Consider the following 18,912-nt stretch of genomic DNA (forward strand, 5'->3'; position numbering starts at 1 on the left):
ACTTTTGGGGTGCAGTCCATTTCAAGCGGGCTTACGAGATGCAAAGTGCAGACGTGGAAATTATTTAATTTCTAACACATTCAGACGTTCAACCGGCGCAACGGTTTCATCGTCCTCCGGCTGCCAGCCGACAGGCTGCATCGGTATATCTTCGCGATCAAAGGCCAGATCCCCGCCGTCAATCACTTCACCACCGTGTTTAATCCCTTTGAAATCAAAAAGATTCATATCGTTGAGATGGGAAGGCACCACGTTTTGCATCGCGCTGAACATGGTTTCGATGCGTCCCGGATATTTTTTATCCCAGTCTTTGAGCATGTCGCCGATAACCTGACGTTGCAGGTTTGGCTGCGAACCGCACAAGTTACATGGGATGATCGGGTACTCGCGCGCAATCGCGAAACGCTCGATATCTTTCTCGCGGCAGTACGCCAGCGGGCGGATCACGATGTGCCTGCCGTCATCACTCATCAGTTTTGGTGGCATGCCTTTCAGCTTGCCGCCATAGAACATGTTGAGGAACAGAGTTTGCAGAATGTCATCGCGGTGATGGCCGAGTGCAATTTTGGTACAGCCCAGTTCGGTGGCGGTGCGGTACAAAATCCCGCGACGCAGACGTGAGCACAGAGAACAGGTGGTTTTGCCTTCCGGAATTTTATCTTTAACGATGGAATAGGTGTCTTCGGTGACAATCTTGTATTCCACGCCCAGAGTTTCCAGATACTCCGGCAGGATGTGCGCCGGGAAGCCTGGCTGCTTCTGATCCAGATTAACCGCGATAAGTGAGAAGTTCACCGGTGCGCTTTGTTGCAGATTGCGCAAAATTTCCAGCATGGTGTAGCTGTCCTTCCCGCCGGAAAGACACACCATAATGCGATCGCCTTCTTCGATCATGCCGAAATCGGCGATCGCTTTCCCTACGTCACGACGCAGGCGCTTTTGCAGCTTATTGAGGTTGTACTGTTCTTTCTTGTTAACTGACTGAGTATCTGACATTTTTTGATGTTCAATTCGTCTGGTGGCGAAGCAGGGAAACCTGCCACGCGAGTTTCTTGTTCAGCATGCCGGTCGGGTCGCGTTCATGCTCCCGCTGGCCGATGATAAAAGGCGGTTTCGCTCCCGCAGTCAGCATCCGGCACGCGTACGTGTGGCGCGTATGATACGGATTAAGGCGCAAAAAGTCAGCGCGTTTTATTGCAGCATTCCAGCGTGCTCCGACGGGGAAAGTGAGTACCAGGGTTTATGCTCTTCTTTCGCCGGGTGCGGCATGAAAAGAAAGTGCAGATTTTGTGTTTCAGTCAGCCCATATTCACGATGGAAAAATATTATGTTGTAGCGCTCAATGGGCATTTCATCAATGCCGCTGGCAAATTCATTATCTGGCGCAAGAACTTCGATGTTATGCGAGCGTGGCTCGTACTGCGTGAAGCGTCGATACATAAAACTCCCTCCGTTGCGAGATTTTAAGTATAGACATAGTGATTAACGTGACGGGACATATTGCCTGCTTATTAATGCAGCAGTATTCTCAAGCACTTCTAATCAAAAGGATATTGAGAATGGATACTACCGAAACTCTCAACGGCACGTACTTCTATCACGGGCATGACAACGTGAGTAAAGAGGAACTGTTTTGGCTTATATTCATTGAGTCTTTTGCAGATCATACCGGAATGGCGGTTGAAACAGTTGCAACCATCATCGCAGGTCAGCCTATTTTGCCTAAACGACAAGTATTAGGGGCAAAAGGTAACAAGACAAGCATAGCGTCAAAGATGGCAAGGCGGATTTTCAAAAATGCACGCTTACCCAATGGAATGCGCATTGAAACAATGGTACTCGGGGAGGCTCGCCCTACAAACAAAGTCGGGGCCGTCGTCGGTCGCGCCGTTCCCTATTTGGGTTACGCCCAGGCAGTAATAATGATGGCTCTTGTGTCGAAAGACACTCGTAATAAATACAACCTTATTGCCAGACCTGAGCACCGTATAGCATGGACTTATTTCTGATGGAAATTGATGATAACGAAATTCTCGCGTATATCACTGAAACTTATAGCGAGCGTAAACAGCCAGTTAGCAAAGACTGGACTTTTAGAGAGCATTTTTACTTTGTACCTGAAGAATTAGAAGAGATGCTTATAGACTTGTTTACCCGATACAACATCAAGTATGACAATTTTAATATTGATGATTATTTCATGCCGGAGTTTGCCTGGTGGCAATTTAAGCTCAGAAAAGAATGGCGTGACCGCAAGTTTAAGACGCTTACGGTGGACATGATCATTGAGTCTGCCAAGGCTGGTAGATGGCTTTACGATTAAGGGGCTCTACGCCCCTTTGGGGTTACGCGGTTTGGCGGTCGTTCCAGGAATCAGCAAAAATAATATTTGCCGGTCAAATAAAGTGAGATTTACAAATCTTCCCCATCGTTAACATTGCTAGCTTTAAAGGGCTTTGCCGCCAATTTTACCCTGAAACATAAGCTAAAATGATCGGTTCGGATATTTCCATACAGAAAATTTCTGCTACCCTGATGGTCTTAACCAGATCCTTTTGGAACAGCCCGATGCTTTTAACCCTCGTTTACCGCAGCCACATTAGTGAACATGTACAGTCTGATTCACTGGTCGAAATGGTGTCTCAAGCCAAAGTAAACAATGAACTTTTAGGCATTACCGGGATCCTGCTTTTTGACGGGATGCACTTCTTCCAGCTGCTGGAAGGGGCGGAAGAGGCAGTGGATGCCCTTTACAGTGAGATTTGTAAAGATCAGCGGCATCACAACGTGGTGGTTCTGATGCGCGACTATGCGCAGTCACGCCGTTTCGGCAATGTCGGTATGGAGCTTTTTGACCTCAGACATCATCACGAAGATGAGGTGCTTCAGGCGGTACTTGATAAAGGAACGTCTAAATATCAGCTCACTTATGAAGACAGGGCGCTGCAATTTTTATGTACCTTTGTGCAGGCTCGTGAGAAGGAAAATTATCTCGAAATCCTTCCGGCGGATTCCTGGTCTTTCATCGCTGATGAGTCCCTGAAACCAGAAGTAGAATTTATCTTTCCTGAAATGCAGGACTACAATTTTGCATTCCAGCCGATAGTCGATCCGCTCAGCCGCGAGATAATCTCATATGAGGCGACAATACGCGGGCCGGAAGGCGGTTCAGCGATGGAGTATTACTCCCGGCTGTCCGGAACAACAATCTACGAGGCAGATCTCAAATCCAAAAAGCTGGCTTTTGCCATGGCCCAGAAAATGGGGATCAGCGACAAAACGCTTTCTATCAAACTTTTGCCTATGACACTGGTGATGGTGCCAGATGCTGTGGAGTCTCTGGTTAATGACATCACCGCAAGTGGCCTGGTTCCTGAACAGATTGTGGTGGCCATCACCGAGAACGGCGTCATTACCCGTGAAGACAAGTTTTCTAACGCGATGAAACAGCTGAAAGCCTCAGGAATGCGTCTGGCAATTGACGATTTCGGGGCAGGTTCCGCAGGATTGCTGCTGCTGACTCAATGTCAGCCAGACAAAATTATGATTGATCGCAATATGATTTGTGACATTCATACCAGCGGACCTAAACAGGCCGTCGTTCAGGCAATTATCAGATTCTGCTCTTCGTTAGAAGTTTCAGTCATCGCAACAGGTGTTGAAAAACCCGAAGAGTGGATGTGGCTGGATGCGGCAGGAGTGTGTAATTTCCAGGGCGAATTATTTGCTGAGCCAAGACTGAAGGGCACGCCGGTAATTACCTGGCCGGAAGTCACCTATGAATACCAGTCGGGGAATCAGGCTCTCTGAGAACTTGTCATCTGCGCATAAGTGATAAATGAATGAGCCCGGCAAATGATATTTGCCGGGCTCATTTCATAATGCGTTGCTGTTAATTTATAAAATATCATCATCAGGTGTGCGGTAGACAACATATTCAAGTGCTTCCAGGTAGACATCCTGCTTGCCTGCATCACTTTCCTGTTCAATCTTCTGAATCAGACAAAGAATAATATCTTTATGAGTAACTACTTCTTTTTGTTTTTTTAAGTTTTGATAAAGACGGATGACCGTTTCGTTTTCAACCAGAAGTTCAGGGTCTTCTGCCAGAATATAATCAGCCAATGTTACATGAGTATAAGACACATCTTGCATTTTAATACCCTCCGCGTTTGTTCTTCGGAACCGGTTATTTGAAAGATTCCGCGCCCGTCTGTGACTGCTAAGACTGAGCGCGAAGCGAATAATAGAGCAGACCCTTGTTCAGGGATCAGAACCCGGCATCATCGGGCGTCATGCCCACGACCATTTCCAGTGCGCCGCGCAGAATATCCAGTTGCACGACATCTGATGTGGTTTCAAGCTGATTGATCAGATGCATGATGATGGCTTTATGGGTCACCGTACCTTTCTTCGCCAGAATCAGACGAATTGCGGCACCCAGAACTTCGGCTTCACTGGAGTAGAGTTCGCTCACGTTAGAAAATTGTTGAAAAATCCCTGTTTGATTGACTGCGTCTGTCATCGACTGAGATGAGTTTGATACTATCGAGTCGTTGTGGCTCACGGCACACTCGTTTGATGTATCAATGTTTTTTCTGGTCATCGGACGGCCCTTCAGTATTGAAAAAGTGTCGTACATTGTCGACGTCCCGTACTTCATAACTGACACGCGCACGCTTATCAGCCTGATCGTGGCGCATCTCATTTATGATCTGCTCCAGGGCGCTTTTTCGAGTTAAGTTCTCAGCATTTACAGCCATAAACTGTAACTGCTTAATGAGTCTGTCGATTGAAATTGGACTTTTAGATTTAAGTAAGGATATTACTGCCTCACCAATCAGCTTGTCCGTTAACTTTTCTTCATTACTTCTATACATATTATCAGCCTCTGAATATACGCTGACCAAAGGTCTTGGACAGATTAGCTTCAGGTTCAGAGTTATTACTTCAAACCACCAGGAACTACAACATCGGGAATAAAGTATTGGTAGGCTATGAATTAATCAAGCCCGCATAATATGTCAAACCGAAATTCTATGAAGCCAATCTTTACTTAAATCTCAACAAATCATGAGTCACGCTCAAGAACCAGACGGATTAGCTTCATATAGTGCTTTTCCTCTTCTTCGCTGCCAGCGGATTCAACACGATTCAACAGTTTTGAACACAACGCCTTGCGATTAAGGTTCTTGCCTGCTTCCAGAATTTCAACCACAACGCGTCCCATTGTTTCCTCTTTAGAAAAACCCTGACCGTATAAAGAAGGGGAGGTCTCCGGAGACAATCCATCGTGCTTGGTCTGACGCATGACATATCCTCTTGTTAATGTGTGCGTAGTTAATGATTACTTGTGTGACTATAAAGTTATACAAGATGCACAAAGTTGTACAGGTATTTTTAGGAATAATGGATACTAATGCAGAATATTCTTAAGCGGTTTTTAGCTGAATCGGGACAGTTGTCAGTCATCAGAGGGGGGAATGGGTACTCATCCGTAAACAACAACTCAGAAAGCATTATGGTAAAGGTTGGGTAAAAAAGGGCAACTTTTTCCTGACTCTGCCGTTAAACAATATGTGTCTTTTTTTGGGTGTTGAAGGGAGTGGCGGTGGAAAATTCAAAAATGGCCTTTGAGGAAGCCTGCCGTATGGTGGGTGAGTGCTGTCTGATGTTTGCGCAAAACGGCCAGGAAATTAGCCGTGAGCGGCTGGCATTATGGTTGGGTCGCGCTCAGGAAGAGGCGGTTGATGCCATTGGCGAGCCTAATGATGCGCTGCAACTGGCCATCGAGCGCCTTAAAGGTCGCTGATAAAACAGTCAAAAAACTTCCGTTTGTCCTATTTTCCAAGGCCTCCCGAAAGAGTGACTATACTTACTAAGCTAATTGTTAAGTCAGAACCCTTTCAGGAGGAAATGTATGAAGAGGAATAACCTAATCGCCGCATCGCTGGTCGCCGTTTCAATTTTGTTTGTGGCTGGCTGTGCATCGAACCAGGCTATTAAAACGACGGACGGAAAAACCATCGTGACGGACGGAAAACCTCAGGTAGATGACGATACAGGTCTGGTGTCCTATACCAATGCGGAAACCGGTAAGACCGAGCAGATTAATCGCGATCAGGTTAAAAACATGAGCGAACTGGATAACTGATTTATCCGGAAACGTATAACGAAAGGAGAAGATCATGAAGATCATGAATAGGACATTACTTTTACCCTTAGCAGCTGTGTTATGTGTCGCTGCGCTGTCGGGCTGTACACGCACAAGTTATGCCATCCAGACGAATGATGCGCGAACCATCATCAGTGACGGCAAACCAAAAGAAGCCGATTCCGGCTTGCTGGAATACACCGATGCCAACGGTGTGAAACAGCAGATCAGCAAAACTGAAGTGAAACAGGTAACAGAACTTCCGAAGTAAATCCGGTGCTCTCTTTTTGTCTGACTTTAAAACCCGCTGATCAAGCGGGTTTTTTATAACCGGTATCGCGGATAACTTTCGCTATCTCTGAGACGTCGCCACATTCCTCTTCAATGCTTTTTCAGCCTGTGCCGCTTTCATACCTTTCTCTGCGCTGCGATGTAAAATCCAGCCGAAAAGCAGAATGGACAGGGCGCACAACAGGAATAAAATACGTCCCCACAGCGGATTCGGCACCAGCACCATCAGCAGTAAACCCGCACCCATGTACATCGAAATGCGGCCGATTTTATCGCGCTGTAACCGGTCGAACTCATCCTGCTTATGGTCGGCATAGACCGGCGTTTCCATATCGGTAAAGAACTGCTGACGCTGGGTATTTCTCGCCGAGGCGTTCTCACGATAAAACAGCGTCGTCAGGCAGAAGAAGCCGCCGGTAAACACCAGATGGGCAAAAATGTTCCACATGATGGCGACGTCCAGCAGTTCGCGTTTGGTCAGTGTGATACCCAGCAGACGGGCGACATCCGGCGCGGTGAACAAGTTTGCGAGCACGTAAGACACGCATAAACCAAACAATACAGTGATCCACGCCGCCCAGTCAGGCGTTTTGCGGATAAACACGCCCAGGAACAGGGGCACGACAATCGGTGCCTGCATCAGTGTGCCGACTTTCATCATCAGATCGAACAGGCTGACGGTCTGCATGGTGTGCATGTATTGCGCCACCAAAATGACCAGCACGCCATTCACCACGCAGGCAATCTGGCCCACGCGCAGCTGGTATTTATCGCTGCGTTCGCTGTTACGGTTAATGATCGGCGTCCAGAAGCTGCGTACGAAAATCCCCGAGTTGCGGTTCAGCGCGCAGTCCATCGATGACATTGTCGCAGCGAATAAGCCGGCCATCAGCAGACCGACGGTGCCCATTGGCATCGCGCGTTCAGCGAAAATCAGATACACCGCATCGGTGGCGTTTTTGCCGAGTTCCGGATGTGCCGTCGCCGCGTCAGGATAAAGGATCGCTACCGCCCACGGCGGGATGAACCAGATAATCGTGCCCACCAGCATCAGCACCAGCGCAAACAGCGCCGCTTTTTTGGCATTAAAACTGTCTTTGGCATTCAGGAAACGGTAGGAATCTTGCAGGTTATTGATGCTCTGCACGTTCTTGATAAAGAAGAACAGGAAGCAGGCTACCAGCAGTGAAATATAATGCGGGCCAACATCCGGACCGGTAAAGAAGCCGGAAGGGAATTCTGTCACCAGCTTCACCGGCCCACCGACTTTAAACAACGCCACCACCGCACAGGCGATGGAAATAATCGCCACCACCAGCGTCTGCACAAAGTCACTTGCCACCACACCCCACGCGCCGCTCAGCAGCGAAATCACCAGCACCACGATGCCCGTCACCCATAACGTCAGCGTAATGTCATGCTGGAATACTGCACTGGCAAACACGGCCAGACTGTTCAGCCACACGCCCGCACTGAGGATACTCAGCGGGATAATCATCCAGGTGAAAAATTGTTCGTTACCTCTGCCGAAGCGATGGTTAATCGCCTCTGTGGCAGTATCAACCCGTAACTGACGGAAGCGGGCGGCGAACCACCACCAGGCGACCAGATAGCCGAACACGTTACCGGCGAACACGCTGACGACGTTGAACCCGTAGCGGTAAGCCTGTCCGGCCGCACCGGTAAACGTCCAGGCGCTGAACTGGATCATAAAGGCGGTCGCGCCGACCATCCACCAGAGCATTCGCCCGCCGCCGCGAAAGTAGTGGCTTGACGAGCCGGAGGCCATCTTTTTGAACGCATAACTGATGGCAATCATTAAGACGAAGTAACCGATCATGACCAGAACGTTGATATCCATTGTCGTGACTCTCTCGTTTGTAGGGTGAGATGTTTTTGGTTATGTATTGAGCAAGCGTAGAAGAGGTAAATGAAATTAAAAGTCGGACAAATAAGAAATGCTTAGTTTGTTATTAAATTGTGATTCCGGTCACTTGTCGGGCGTAATGTGGGTATTTAAGTTAATTCTGACTGGCAAAACTGAACGTTCATTGCTTTATTAGTATGACTAAAGCGAGAGATCTCATCGGGACAATGGCGCGGAGTCGGGAGAAAACATGAAGTTAATGCAGGGCAAAAAGGTGAAAAGAACCGTGAACAGAATGACGACCGGCGCAACGCTGCTGCTGGGGCTGATGACGGTTTCTGCGGGCGTACTGGCCGCTGAACCGGCATTTCTGAATCCGGCGCAGATGGCCGTTGTCCGCCAGCAACTGCGTGACCACAATGCCGCGCCACAAACCACCGACGCGTATCAGCATCTGCTGGCGGCGGCGGATTCCGCGCTGAAAAAGCCTGAACTGAGCGTGACCGACAAAGGTATGACGCCGCCGGGCGGTTCGAAACATGATTATCTCAGCCTGAGCGCGTACTGGTGGCCGGATGACAGCAAACCTGATGGTCTGCCGTGGATCCGTAAAGACGGTCATGTGAATCCCGCCAGCAAAAATGATCAGAGTGATGGCGTGCGGCTGGCTGATTTTACCGCCCGGGTGCAGAACCTGACGCTGGCCTGGTATTTCTCCGGCGAACAGAAATACGCGGATAAAGCTGCCAGCTTGCTGCGCACCTGGTTTATCACCCCACAAACGCGAATGAACCCGAATTTGAATTATGCGCAAGGCGTGCCGGGTATCTCGCCGGGGCGCAACGCCGGAGTGCTGGATGGACGCTATTTCTCTACCCGGATTGTGGATTCGTTAGTGTTGTTACGCGGTAATCCGGCGTGGACCGACAACGATGAACAGCAAATGCGCGCGTGGATGACGGATTATCTGCAGTGGTTGCAGGGCAGCAAAATTGCCAAAAAGGAAGGACGCACGGAGAACAATCACGGCAACTGGTATGTGACGCAGGTTTCCGGTATTGCGTGGTATCTGGGCGATAAAGCGGTGATTGGCGACATGGCGAAGCTGATGAAAAGCAAGCTGGATGTGCAGCTGAAACCCGATGGCACGCAGCCCGCTGAACTGGCGCGGACGCGATCGTTTCATTACAGCTATTTCAATTTACAGGCGATCAGCATGATGGCGGTGCTGGCGCAGAAAAACGGTATCGACCTGTGGCATTACCAGACGCCGCAGGGTGGCAGTGTGCTCAAATCGCTGGATTTCATGGCGCGCTTTACCGATCCGGCGCTGCCTTGGCCGTACAAATCACTTGATCAGATCCGCGTGCGTCCGGTGCCGTTACTTTCCTGGGCGGATAATGCCACCGGTGAAAAACGCTACGAGCAGCAAATTCGCAGCGCAACATTCACTCTGCCGCGAGCGGTGAAACCGGCTTCCGGCGGCTATCACGAAGACGTTACCCGCGGCGCAGTCATGGAAGCTGAAAGAGAAACCTGGTTGCTTTCACTGCCTTCCTTTGCGAAGGGATACGTCGCGCCACAGGTGACGGAGGATAAAAAATGAATGACTGGCAGCCGTTGCTGATAAGCGTCAGTGAAGCGGAGAAACTGCGTGAACAGATTAACGCGGATTCCCCTTTGGGCGCGGCGCTGCGGGCGCACATCATCACGCTGGAACAAATGCTCGCGCAACCGCTGAATATTCCCGGTCACGGCGAAGCGGGCGGGCCTGAGCATACGCAGCACAAACAAAACTACCAGGCGATCAATCTGGCCGGGCGTTTATATCTGATCACCGGTGAGCCGCGTTACCTGGATTATGCGCTGGCGCTGCTGAACGGTTATGCCGCGATTTATCTGTCGCTGGGCAGTGGCATCAGCAAAGACAGTAATTCACCGGGCCGTTTATTCCATCAGACGCTGAATGAAAACATGTTCTGGCTGTACGCCGTCGAAGGCTATCACTGCCTGATCCCGGCGCTCAGCGAGGTTCAGCGGGAAAATATTGAAACAAACTTGTTTCAGGTGATGGCGGATGACGCGCTGAACCGGCATACCAAAGATTTCGATATCGTGCACAACCACGGCATCTGGTCGGTGGCGGCAGCGGCAATCAGCGGTTACGTGCTTGGCGATTCAGCGCTGGTGGAAAAGGCGTTATACGGACTGCAAGGCGACAGTGAAAGTGGCGGTTTTTTTGCCCAGCTGAGCCAGCTTTTCTCGCCGGACGGATATTACATCGAAGGCCCGTATTATCACCGTTTTGCGCTGCGCCCGCTGCTTTTGCTAAGTGAGGCCATCGAACGTCGCCAGCCGGAACTGGAGATTTATACGTTCCGCGAGCAGATCATCAGGAAAACCTGTGAAGCCCTGATGCAGACCGCTTTCCCCGACGGAACCTGGCCTGCGCTGAATGATTCCTCGAAAACCATCAATATCCGTGATGATGGCGCGGTGATCGCCGCCAGCGTCTGTTATTCCCGTTACGGCCACAATCCGCAGTGGATTGCCGTTGCCCAACAACAGCACACCGTTTGGGTCAGCACCGCCGCGCTGGAATTATCCGACGCGCTGCAGCAATCGCCCGCGCGGCCTGTGAAGTGGGGCAGCGTCCAGCTACGTGATGGCCCTGAAGGGACGCAGGGCGGCATCGGTATTTTGCGGAGCAATACAGAGAATCAGGATATGGCGCTGATGTGGTACGGCCAGCACGGCAGTATTCCGCGCCTGCATTCGGCACTCAATCACGGACACTTTGACGGCCTGCATCTTAGCCTGTTCAGCCGCGGACGTGAGTTCCTGCGTGATTACGGTTTTGGCCGCTGGGTAAACGTCGAGCCGAAATTCGGCGGACGATACATCCCTGAAAATAACAGCTACTGCAAGCAAACTGTCGCGCACAACACCGTGGTGGTGGACGGGCAAAGCCAGAATCACGGTGACAGCCTTGAGGCTGAAAAACGCTGGGGTGAACCGCATTTCTTCGTGACGGATAATCCGGAAAAACAGGGTATGAGCGCCCGGCTGAAAAACTACACGCCGGGCGTCGACCAGCAACGGACGGTGCTGATGCTCAGCCTGCCGGAACTTTCATCACCGCTGATGGTGGACGTATTTCGCCTGACCAGCGCACAGCCACATGGTTACGATTATTGTCTGCATCATCTCGGTCAGTTTGTCCGTACAGACGCTGCCCTGGAGGTGCCCGGCGAGCTGAAACCCCTGGGCAAAGATCACGGTTATCAGCACTTATGGGATGGCGGGCGCGCTGAAATCGCCGCGGGGGATTCGGCACTGTTCAGCTGGCTTGACGGCGACAGTTATCGCACGCTGGTCAGCGCTTTCCCTGAAGGCGGCCAACTGATTGTCGCCCGTACCGGTGCGAACGACCCACATTTCAACCTGCGCTGCGAACCGGCATTACTGCTGCGTACTCACGGCACGAATGCCATTTTTGCCAGCGTATTTGAAACCCACGGTTTTTTCGACGAAGCCAGCGAAACGTCTGTTGATGCGCACGGTAAGGCCGAACGCATCATCGTGGTGAGCCATGACGATGAGCAAACCGAACTGAATATTTTCTTTGCCAATAATCGCACATTGAACGTTTGCATCAGTAACCGTGCCGCACCGGCAGCGGAAGACGCGTTCAGCGTGGCGTGGCAATCCGTCTCACCTCTGAACATCCCTGAATCATAAAGGAGTCATTATGTTTAACGATTTGAAAGGTCAGCGTATTTTGATTACCGGTTCAACTAAAGGTATTGGTCTGGCGGCGGCGCAGGCATTTGCGGCGGCGGGCGCAAAGGTCGGGATTAACGGCCATCGTCATGATGCCAGCCTCAATAAACTGGCGGCTGATATCGCTAAAAATGGCGGCGAAGTGGCGTACTTTGGCGCAGATGTCACGAAATCTGCCGAATGCGAAGCACTGGTGGCGAACTTTGTCGAGCGTTTTGGCGGAATAGATGTACTGATTAATAACGCCGGCGGTCTTGGCGGGCGTCAGGGATTGGAAAACATCGACGACGATTTTTATAACCATGTGATGGATTTGAATGCCCGTTCGGCGCTGATGGTGACAAAATTCGCCATTCCGCATTTACGTCATGCAGCGAAACAAAGCGGCAAAACCACGTCGGTGATCAGCACCGGTTCCATTGCCGGACGTGAAGGCGGCGGGCCGGGAGCGAGTCTGTACGCGGCCTCAAAAGCCTGGCTGCACAACGTTCACCGTAACTGGGTGAAGGAATTCACCAAAGACAATATCCGTTTCAATGTTATCGCGCCGGGCACTATCGACACCGTTTTTCATGCAGACAAAAGTGCAGAAGTGCGTGAGAAAATCGCCGGGTCAATTGCGATGGGACGTTTCGGTTCGGCGGAAGAACTGGCACCGTCTTACCTGTTTTTCGCCTCGCACGCCTGCAGCGGTTACATCACCGGCCAGATATTAGACGTTAATGGCGGTCAGATGGCGCCGTAGCGCACAGTTTGGGTGTTTCAGTGCGACGGCCGCATGCAGCGTGCTGTCGCCTGAACTATGATGTCGGCAATCTGCACAGTAAAAAGGGAAGAGCATGACGTTGCAGTTTGAAACCGCCGCAGGCATGACCCGTGGCCTGAATACTCATATCGCACGTGATATTGCACGTAAAATCCTGTCGGGCGAACTGGCGTCGGGAGCCATTTTGCCAAGTGAAATCGAGCTGGGCGAACAGTTTGGCGTCAGCCGTACCGCACTGCGCGAGGCGTTGAAACTGCTGACCTCCAAAGGGCTGCTGGAGTCGCGGCCTAAAATCGGCACCCGCGTCAAAGAACGCGCGCAGTGGAACATGCTGGATCCGCAGTTGCTGGAATGGATGCAGGGCATGGAAGCGACAGAAGAAATCTATCACCAGTTTCTGGAATTTCGCAAAGCCATTGAACCGCACGCTACCGCGCTGGCCGCCGTGAATGCCAGCAAAGAACAGCGTATCGAACTTTCGCGGATTTACCGACAGATGTGTCATGTCGCGGAAAATTTTGATGCTGAGCAGTGGGTGGATATCGATACAAAATTTCACCGGATGATCTTTATTGCCTCCGGTAACTGTTTTTATGTGCCGTTTGGCAACGTGCTGACCACGATATTCAAATGGTTTTTTGAGTATTCCTCAAAAGATGGGGGCATGTGTCTGAATGAGCATAAGAGGATTTACGAAGCCATTATGGCCGGGGATGAAGGTGCCGCTTTCTCTGCGTCGCTGAGCCTGATGAAAGGGCATAAACACCGGTTGCATCAGACATAACGGACAGAGAACCGTTGCAACACGTTTTACCCAGCGCAGATTTTTCTGCGCTTTTTTACGTCTGTCGGTCCTGAAATGAGATTTCTGATACAAAAATGAAACAAATGTCACGGGCGCTTACGCCACAGTGCCAGTGCATCGTATAGACTTGTCATAATTATTACGGTCTAATCTTTTCATCGACACGATATATTTAAATGACCCGGTAAAGTTACAGTGAATTATATTAATCATTAACTCGGTGAATGCATGAAAATACTCAAGGTCAGTGATTTCTTTCTATCAGAACATCATGCTTTCAGTTTATTCGATATGAACCGACAGTCGATGGAAGATGTACACGTGCATGAATTTGATGAACTGGTTATTGTCCGCAATGGCAGCGGCTTTCATATCATCAACGATCAGGTGGAGTTTATTCATAAAGGCGACTTTTTTATCGTCAGCGCGCACGATGTTCACTGTTATGAATCTACTAATAAGTTGTCAATAATCAATATTCTGCTACATAAAGAACGACCTTTTCATTTTATCAATAACATCGCTGAACTGACGGCAGGGATCAAAGAATATACCGGGTCGATGAAGAGACGTCGTACAGGATTAACGGATGAAGAATTGGCCAGAGTAATTGAACTGACGGAAAAAATCACCCGGCAATGTGATGCCCGATATGATAAAGCCTACTTTGCGACCGCAGAGTCTTATTTATTATCGATGATAGTGATGCTTTACCAGTGTGCCATGCGTAAAGAATGTCGTGCCAGTGAGACAGAGTCAGGGAAGCGCCATCTGCTGAATCATCTGCGCGAAAATTATACCTGCACAATTAACTGGGATTATTTGTGCGAAGAAAGCGGTGTCGCTAAAAGAACCATGTTCAGGTTTATAAAGGAGATTACCGGCTTTACACCGGAAAGGTTCCAGCAGCGCTACCGTTTATTAAAAACGCAGGAGTTATTGCGTACCTCGGATTTAAGTATAGGGAAAATAGCCACGCTGTGTGGATTTTCCACCACATCACGCCTGACGGAAGCATATAAGAAACAGTTTCAAAGGACACCTTCTCAGGAAAGGATGAGAGTCAGTAACAGTGTTATTTCAACTACGCAGTAATAACCTGTTTTGATAATTCAAGGTAATAATTTAAAGCAATACTTTAAAGCAGTAATAGCTAACCATAATAACAGTAAACAGAAAGGACCTCTCAAGGATCATTTAATTCACGTACACCTCTGAAGGACATTATTATGTCAACCACTAAACAACCTAATCCCTGGTACGTCGGGGTGGTTTCCGGCATGGCGTCATATATTGATTCTGCTGCTATTGTTTCAAACGGAACGGCTCTGGTTATTTATCAGAAAACGATCGGCACCACGGTAGTTCAGATAGGAATACTTTCAGGAATACTCACGCTGAGCATTGCGCTGGGAGCACTGACAGGCGGAAGGCTGGGCGATTGTTACGGCAGACGCAAAGTCTTTATTGCCACCATGATAATGATCATTATCGGCACGTTGTTTCTGGCATTCGGCGACACTTTTGCGCTGCTGCTGGCGGGAACATTGCTGGTCGGGCTGGCTACCGGCGCAGATTTACCCGTTTCTCTGGCGACAATTGCCGAAGCGGCAACAGACAAAAACCGCGGCAAGATTATCGGCCTGTCGAATCTACTGTGGTTCTTAGGGATTGGCAGCACGATGGCAATTTCTGCCGTCGTAGGCGGGTGGGGGCGGCCCGGTGCGCAGATTATGTATCTGCATGTCTGCGCCGTGGCCGTCGTTTTACTGGCGTTGCGCTGTACCATCCCGGAATCCCCGTTATGGCTGATCGCCAGAAACGAAAGGCGTGCAGGCATTGTGACGGTGCGGGCGCAAAAAGCCTCATTTAAAGATCTCATCCACGGGAAATACTTGTGGCCGTTTATTGCGCTGTGTCTGTTTTACGCTTTCACCAATCTTGCCGCGAATACCGGTGGTCAGTTTGGCACTTATATCGCGGTAAACGTAGTGGGTATTTCTGTTGAACAAAATTCGCTGTGGAATCTGCTGACCATGCCGGTCGGAGTGTTCGCCGGGATCATGTTTATGCGCTTTGTTGATACGCCGAAACGTATTCCCGCATTTATTCTGGGGGCTATTTGTTTCGCGGGCGGATTCTTCCTGCCGGTATTATTTAATTTCTCACCTGCCTCCTGGTTCTGTTGTCTATTCTTTACTGCTATAGGCAGCGGACTGGCTTTCGAAGGGATCATGAAAGTCTGGTCACAGGAATCGTTCCCAACCATGCTGAGATCGACGGCGCAAGGTATTATCGTTGCTATCTCCCGGTTGTTATGCGGTGTACTGGCCTTTATTACGCCGCTGTTACTGGAAGCCGGACCGCAGGTGCTTTATACCCTGTTATCCGCGACAGTGGCTTCCGGATTATTGATCGGCTGGATCTGTTTCCACGGAAAACAACGAAACGAATTTAACAGTGAGGCCGGAGTGCTCATAAAAGAAACAACGCCTGAATATCCGGCATCCGCTGTCAAACAAATTTAGTTATCTATTTCACCGAAATTACGAAAGGAGTCACGAATTATGCTCGCAGTAACCAGACTTACACTGAATCAGGAATCCGCATTATCAGGCGTGCAGGAACTTCCTGTATTGGGTTGGGAGATTGAAAGCCACAACAGAAACGTCCGGCAAACGGCGTATCGGATCCAGATTAGCCATCAACAGAATTTTGATAATATTCTGCTTCGCGGGGAATGGCAGGAAAGCGATTGTTCAAATAATGTTCCGTTAATGGAATTAATGCTTACCTCGTCCCAGCATTATTTTATTCGTGTGCAGGTGCGTGATAATTATGGCGAGACCAGTAACTGGAGTTCTCCCGCAGAGATGATATCCGGGGTACTTTATACACACGAATGGCAGGCTGATTTTATTTCTGCTGAAACACCGGCTGATAAAGAACAGTCCGCGGGCACATTACTGAGAAAATCGTTTGTCCTCAACTGTACTGAAGATATTCAGTCAGCCTTTATTCATGTCAGCGCGCTGGGGCTTTATGAATTACATCTTAATGGCCAGAAAGTCGGAGAAGATGCCCTGACGCCGGGCTGGACGAGTTATCACAATCACTTACTTTATCAGACCTATAATCTGACCAGCCATCTGGAAAAGGGTGAAAACGTCATTGGCGCCATTGCAGGTGCAGGCTGGTACAAAGGCGATATGGGTTTCAGCCGTCATCGTAACTATTACGGTGAGCAAACTGCGTTTATTTCGCAACTGGTCATCAATTACAAAGACGGTTCTCAGGAGGTTGTGGTCAGTGATGAAAGCTGGAAATGCCACGACTCCGCCATTCTTTTTTCAGAAATCTATGACGGCGAAATTTATGATGCGCGCCGGGAAATACCCGGCTGGTGCGCGAAAGGTTTCTCTGACAATGCCTGGCGCCCGGTCAGTCGTGTGACGCATGAAAAATCCACGCTGGTCGCACAGGGAAGTAACACGGTCAGAAAAATGGAAGAACTCAAACCGGTTCGGTTAATCACCACGCCGCAGGGCGATACCGTCATGGATTTTGGTCAGAATCTCAGCGGTTGGGTAGAGTTTACGGTCCGGGGCAACGCGGGCGATAAAGTGGTGCTCCGCCACTTTGAAGTGCTGGATGCGCAGGGCAATGTGTATCTAGATAATCTGCGTACAGCCACGCAGCGCACTGAGTATGTTCTCAAAGGTGAGGGCGAAGAAACCTGGCATCCGCATTTCACCTGGCAGGGATTCCGTTTTGTGAAAGTAGAGGAGTATCCGGTACCGCTGGATCTGAATAATTTCACTGCGATTGTTTTGCATTCCGCAATGGAACAGACCGGTTATTTCGCCTGCTCAAATCCTGAATTAAATCAGTTGCATCACAACATTTTGTGGGGCCTGAAAGGTAACTTTGTTGATGTGCCGACGGACTGCCCGCAGCGTGACGAAAGGCTGGGCTGGACGGGTGATGCACAGATTTTTTGCCGCACGGCGAGCTATCTGATGCAAACCCGTAATTTCTTCGCCAAATGGCTGACCGATCTTCGTTATGACCAGACGCCGGAAGGCGCCGTACCGCACGTTATCCCGGATATCCTTACCGGCTATTGTGGCAAAGACCGTTTACTGTCGGAAGGCGGAACCCATTCCGCATCGGCGTGGGCGGATGCGGCGGTGATCAATCCGTGGACGATGTACCTGATGTATGGCGATACCAACGTGCTGGAAAACCAGTACGGCAGCATGAAAGGCTGGATTGATTTCATGACTGACCATGCCGAAAATCATATCTGGCGCTACAAATTGCAGTTCGGCGACTGGGTGGCGCTGGATGCAAAAGAGGGCAGTTACTTCGGTGCCACGCCAAACGACCTGACCTGCACGGCGTATTACGCTTACTCCACGCAATTGTTCGCTAAAACCGCCAAAGTGCTGAAACGCAACGCAGACTATGAACATTACCATGCCCTGCATCAGGCGATTGTCGCGCGTTTTCAGGAGGAATTCTTCACACCGTCCGGGGGCCTGACGGCCAGAACGCAAACCGCTCACATTCTGGCGCTGTATTTCAATCTGGTACCCGAGGCGTTTCGCCAGAAAACGACTGATACGCTGGTTGAACTGCTCGAAGAACACGACGGCCATCTGGTCACCGGTTTTGTCGGCACGCCGTATTTCTGCCATGCACTCAGCCAGAATGGCCGCGTCAAAGAAGCGTGGAATTTACTGCTGAAAAACGATTTTCCGTCATGGTTGTATCAGGTGAAAGCCGGTGCCACCACCATCTGGGAACACTGGGATGGCATTAAACCGGACGGCAGTATGTGGAGCGCTGACATGAATTCCTTCAATCACTATGCTTACGGCGCAGTGGGCGAATGGCTTTACCGTGTGGCGGCGGGGATTGAAGCGGACGAGGAACAGCCCGGATTCAAGCATTTCATCATCAAACCGCTGACCGGCGGTGGCCTGAACTGGCTGGAAACGCGCTATCAGTCAGTTTACGGCGCAATAGGCGTCCGCTGGGACGTCAGTGGTCAGGACGTCAGTCTTTGCGTGAATGTTCCGGCAAATACTTCCGCTACTCTGGTGCTGACGGGCGCTGAAACTTTACTGGAAGCCGATGGTGTGAAATTTATCCGTAATGCAGAAGGATTTACCGCAAAGGTTGGCTCTGGCGAATACCGGCTGAAATATCACGTCGCAGGATAAAGAGCTCAGGTAGCAGGT

19 protein-coding genes and 1 pseudogene are annotated in these 18,912 nt (G+C 50.0%); 13 read left to right on the top strand and 7 right to left on the bottom strand.

Annotated features, from left to right (window positions below; translation table 11 throughout):
• Positions 1–60: 60 nt before the first annotated feature.
• A complete protein-coding gene (ttcA, locus tag UC15_RS18855; protein WP_112290102.1) occupies positions 61–996 on the bottom strand; it encodes a tRNA 2-thiocytidine(32) synthetase TtcA in 936 nt (311 codons plus the stop codon).
• A gap of 82 nt (positions 997–1,078) precedes the next feature.
• A pseudogene (locus tag UC15_RS26075) lies at positions 1,079–1,329 on the bottom strand (site-specific integrase); the annotation flags it as partial.
• Between the two features lie 230 nt (positions 1,330–1,559).
• Between UC15_RS26075 and UC15_RS18865 the strand changes: the two are divergent.
• From UC15_RS18865 to UC15_RS18875, 3 genes are all read left to right on the top strand, one after another.
• A complete protein-coding gene (locus tag UC15_RS18865) occupies positions 1,560–2,009 on the top strand; it encodes an STM2901 family protein (protein ID WP_112290105.1) in 450 nt (149 codons plus the stop codon).
• Entirely contained in the window at positions 2,009–2,323 is a 315-nt protein-coding gene (locus UC15_RS18870; protein ID WP_112290107.1) for a DUF1493 family protein, read from the top strand. The genes UC15_RS18865 and UC15_RS18870 overlap by 1 nt, the downstream gene beginning before the upstream one ends.
• A gap of 245 nt (positions 2,324–2,568) precedes the next feature.
• Positions 2,569–3,810: a diguanylate phosphodiesterase gene (locus tag UC15_RS18875; protein WP_112290151.1), complete on the top strand. Its 1,242-nt coding sequence runs from the start codon at positions 2,569–2,571 to the stop codon at positions 3,808–3,810.
• 87 nt (positions 3,811–3,897) lie between these two features.
• On the opposite strand, the gene UC15_RS18880 is transcribed toward UC15_RS18875, so the two are convergent.
• From UC15_RS18880 to ycgZ, 4 genes are all read right to left on the bottom strand, one after another.
• A complete protein-coding gene (locus tag UC15_RS18880; RefSeq protein WP_112290109.1) occupies positions 3,898–4,155 on the bottom strand; it encodes a biofilm development regulator YmgB/AriR family protein in 258 nt (85 codons plus the stop codon).
• 115 nt (positions 4,156–4,270) lie between these two features.
• The gene (locus UC15_RS18885; RefSeq protein WP_243701006.1) at positions 4,271–4,477 is read right to left on the bottom strand and encodes a biofilm/acid-resistance regulator YmgB/AriR; all 207 of its coding nucleotides are present in this window, start codon (positions 4,475–4,477) and stop codon (positions 4,271–4,273) included.
• A gap of 109 nt (positions 4,478–4,586) precedes the next feature.
• Positions 4,587–4,880, bottom strand: a complete 294-nt coding sequence (locus UC15_RS18890; protein ID WP_112290113.1) for a hypothetical protein — start codon at positions 4,878–4,880, stop codon at positions 4,587–4,589.
• A 191-nt stretch (positions 4,881–5,071) separates the two neighbouring features.
• Positions 5,072–5,311, bottom strand: coding sequence for a regulatory protein YcgZ (gene ycgZ, locus UC15_RS18895; protein ID WP_112290115.1), 240 nt, complete (start codon positions 5,309–5,311; stop codon positions 5,072–5,074).
• Positions 5,312–5,611: 300 nt separating this feature from the next.
• Here ycgZ and UC15_RS18900 point away from each other — a divergent pair, with 300 nt between their 5' ends.
• The 3 genes from UC15_RS18900 (at position 5,612) to UC15_RS18910 (ending at position 6,425) form a co-directional block, all read left to right on the top strand.
• A complete protein-coding gene (locus tag UC15_RS18900; protein WP_232829945.1) occupies positions 5,612–5,812 on the top strand; it encodes a hypothetical protein in 201 nt (66 codons plus the stop codon).
• A gap of 108 nt (positions 5,813–5,920) precedes the next feature.
• Entirely contained in the window at positions 5,921–6,154 is a 234-nt protein-coding gene (locus UC15_RS18905; RefSeq protein ID WP_112290117.1) for a YgdI/YgdR family lipoprotein, read from the top strand.
• Between the two features lie 43 nt (positions 6,155–6,197).
• Positions 6,198–6,425: a YgdI/YgdR family lipoprotein gene (locus UC15_RS18910; RefSeq protein ID WP_112290154.1), complete on the top strand. Its 228-nt coding sequence runs from the start codon at positions 6,198–6,200 to the stop codon at positions 6,423–6,425.
• Between the two features lie 81 nt (positions 6,426–6,506).
• On the opposite strand, the gene UC15_RS18915 is transcribed toward UC15_RS18910, so the two are convergent.
• Positions 6,507–8,306, bottom strand: coding sequence for a transporter (locus tag UC15_RS18915; RefSeq protein ID WP_112290118.1), 1,800 nt, complete (start codon positions 8,304–8,306; stop codon positions 6,507–6,509).
• A gap of 265 nt (positions 8,307–8,571) precedes the next feature.
• Here UC15_RS18915 and UC15_RS18920 point away from each other — a divergent pair, with 265 nt between their 5' ends.
• The 7 genes from UC15_RS18920 to UC15_RS18950 all read left to right on the top strand — a co-directional run bounded on the left by UC15_RS18920 (position 8,572) and on the right by UC15_RS18950 (position 18,894).
• Positions 8,572–9,918, top strand: coding sequence for an alginate lyase family protein (locus UC15_RS18920; protein WP_232829948.1), 1,347 nt, complete (start codon positions 8,572–8,574; stop codon positions 9,916–9,918).
• The gene (locus tag UC15_RS18925; RefSeq protein ID WP_112290120.1) at positions 9,915–12,053 is read left to right on the top strand and encodes a heparinase II/III family protein; all 2,139 of its coding nucleotides are present in this window, start codon (positions 9,915–9,917) and stop codon (positions 12,051–12,053) included. Before UC15_RS18920 ends, UC15_RS18925 begins: the two co-directional genes overlap by 4 nt.
• 10 nt (positions 12,054–12,063) lie before the next feature.
• Positions 12,064–12,840, top strand: coding sequence for an SDR family NAD(P)-dependent oxidoreductase (locus UC15_RS18930; protein ID WP_112290121.1), 777 nt, complete (start codon positions 12,064–12,066; stop codon positions 12,838–12,840).
• A gap of 94 nt (positions 12,841–12,934) precedes the next feature.
• Positions 12,935–13,645 (top strand): FadR/GntR family transcriptional regulator, encoded by a 711-nt coding sequence (locus UC15_RS18935; RefSeq protein WP_112290123.1) that lies wholly within the window; start codon positions 12,935–12,937, stop codon positions 13,643–13,645.
• Between the two features lie 249 nt (positions 13,646–13,894).
• Positions 13,895–14,761, top strand: coding sequence for a helix-turn-helix domain-containing protein (locus tag UC15_RS18940; protein ID WP_112290124.1), 867 nt, complete (start codon positions 13,895–13,897; stop codon positions 14,759–14,761).
• Between the two features lie 134 nt (positions 14,762–14,895).
• Positions 14,896–16,194, top strand: coding sequence for an MFS transporter (locus tag UC15_RS18945; RefSeq protein ID WP_112290126.1), 1,299 nt, complete (start codon positions 14,896–14,898; stop codon positions 16,192–16,194).
• 258 nt (positions 16,195–16,452) lie between these two features.
• Entirely contained in the window at positions 16,453–18,894 is a 2,442-nt protein-coding gene (locus UC15_RS18950; RefSeq protein ID WP_232829946.1) for an alpha-L-rhamnosidase, read from the top strand.
• Positions 18,895–18,912 lie beyond the last annotated feature (18 nt).

The sequence above is a fragment of the Rahnella sp. AN3-3W3 genome (assembly GCF_003263545.1).
GTDB classification, from domain to species: domain Bacteria; phylum Pseudomonadota; class Gammaproteobacteria; order Enterobacterales; family Enterobacteriaceae; genus Rahnella; species Rahnella variigena.

Excerpts from the sequence above, each read along its gene's own strand:
- ttcA (WP_112290102.1), bottom strand. The coding sequence starts at position 996 with ATGTCAGATACTCAGTCAGTTAACAAGAAAGAACAGTACAACCTCAAT.
- UC15_RS18865 (WP_112290105.1), top strand. The coding sequence starts at position 1,560 with ATGGATACTACCGAAACTCTCAACGGCACGTACTTCTATCACGGGCAT.
- UC15_RS18870 (WP_112290107.1), top strand. The coding sequence starts at position 2,009 with ATGGAAATTGATGATAACGAAATTCTCGCGTATATCACTGAAACTTAT.
- UC15_RS18875 (WP_112290151.1), top strand. The coding sequence starts at position 2,569 with ATGCTTTTAACCCTCGTTTACCGCAGCCACATTAGTGAACATGTACAG.
- UC15_RS18880 (WP_112290109.1), bottom strand. The coding sequence starts at position 4,155 with ATGCAAGATGTGTCTTATACTCATGTAACATTGGCTGATTATATTCTG.
- UC15_RS18890 (WP_112290113.1), bottom strand. The coding sequence starts at position 4,880 with ATGTATAGAAGTAATGAAGAAAAGTTAACGGACAAGCTGATTGGTGAG.
- ycgZ (WP_112290115.1), bottom strand. The coding sequence starts at position 5,311 with ATGCGTCAGACCAAGCACGATGGATTGTCTCCGGAGACCTCCCCTTCT.
- UC15_RS18905 (WP_112290117.1), top strand. The coding sequence starts at position 5,921 with ATGAAGAGGAATAACCTAATCGCCGCATCGCTGGTCGCCGTTTCAATT.
- UC15_RS18910 (WP_112290154.1), top strand. The coding sequence starts at position 6,198 with ATGAATAGGACATTACTTTTACCCTTAGCAGCTGTGTTATGTGTCGCT.
- UC15_RS18915 (WP_112290118.1), bottom strand. The coding sequence starts at position 8,306 with ATGGATATCAACGTTCTGGTCATGATCGGTTACTTCGTCTTAATGATT.
- UC15_RS18920 (WP_232829948.1), top strand. The coding sequence starts at position 8,572 with ATGCAGGGCAAAAAGGTGAAAAGAACCGTGAACAGAATGACGACCGGC.
- UC15_RS18925 (WP_112290120.1), top strand. The coding sequence starts at position 9,915 with ATGAATGACTGGCAGCCGTTGCTGATAAGCGTCAGTGAAGCGGAGAAA.
- UC15_RS18930 (WP_112290121.1), top strand. The coding sequence starts at position 12,064 with ATGTTTAACGATTTGAAAGGTCAGCGTATTTTGATTACCGGTTCAACT.
- UC15_RS18935 (WP_112290123.1), top strand. The coding sequence starts at position 12,935 with ATGACGTTGCAGTTTGAAACCGCCGCAGGCATGACCCGTGGCCTGAAT.
- UC15_RS18940 (WP_112290124.1), top strand. The coding sequence starts at position 13,895 with ATGAAAATACTCAAGGTCAGTGATTTCTTTCTATCAGAACATCATGCT.
- UC15_RS18945 (WP_112290126.1), top strand. The coding sequence starts at position 14,896 with ATGTCAACCACTAAACAACCTAATCCCTGGTACGTCGGGGTGGTTTCC.
- UC15_RS18950 (WP_232829946.1), top strand. The coding sequence starts at position 16,453 with ATGCTTACCTCGTCCCAGCATTATTTTATTCGTGTGCAGGTGCGTGAT.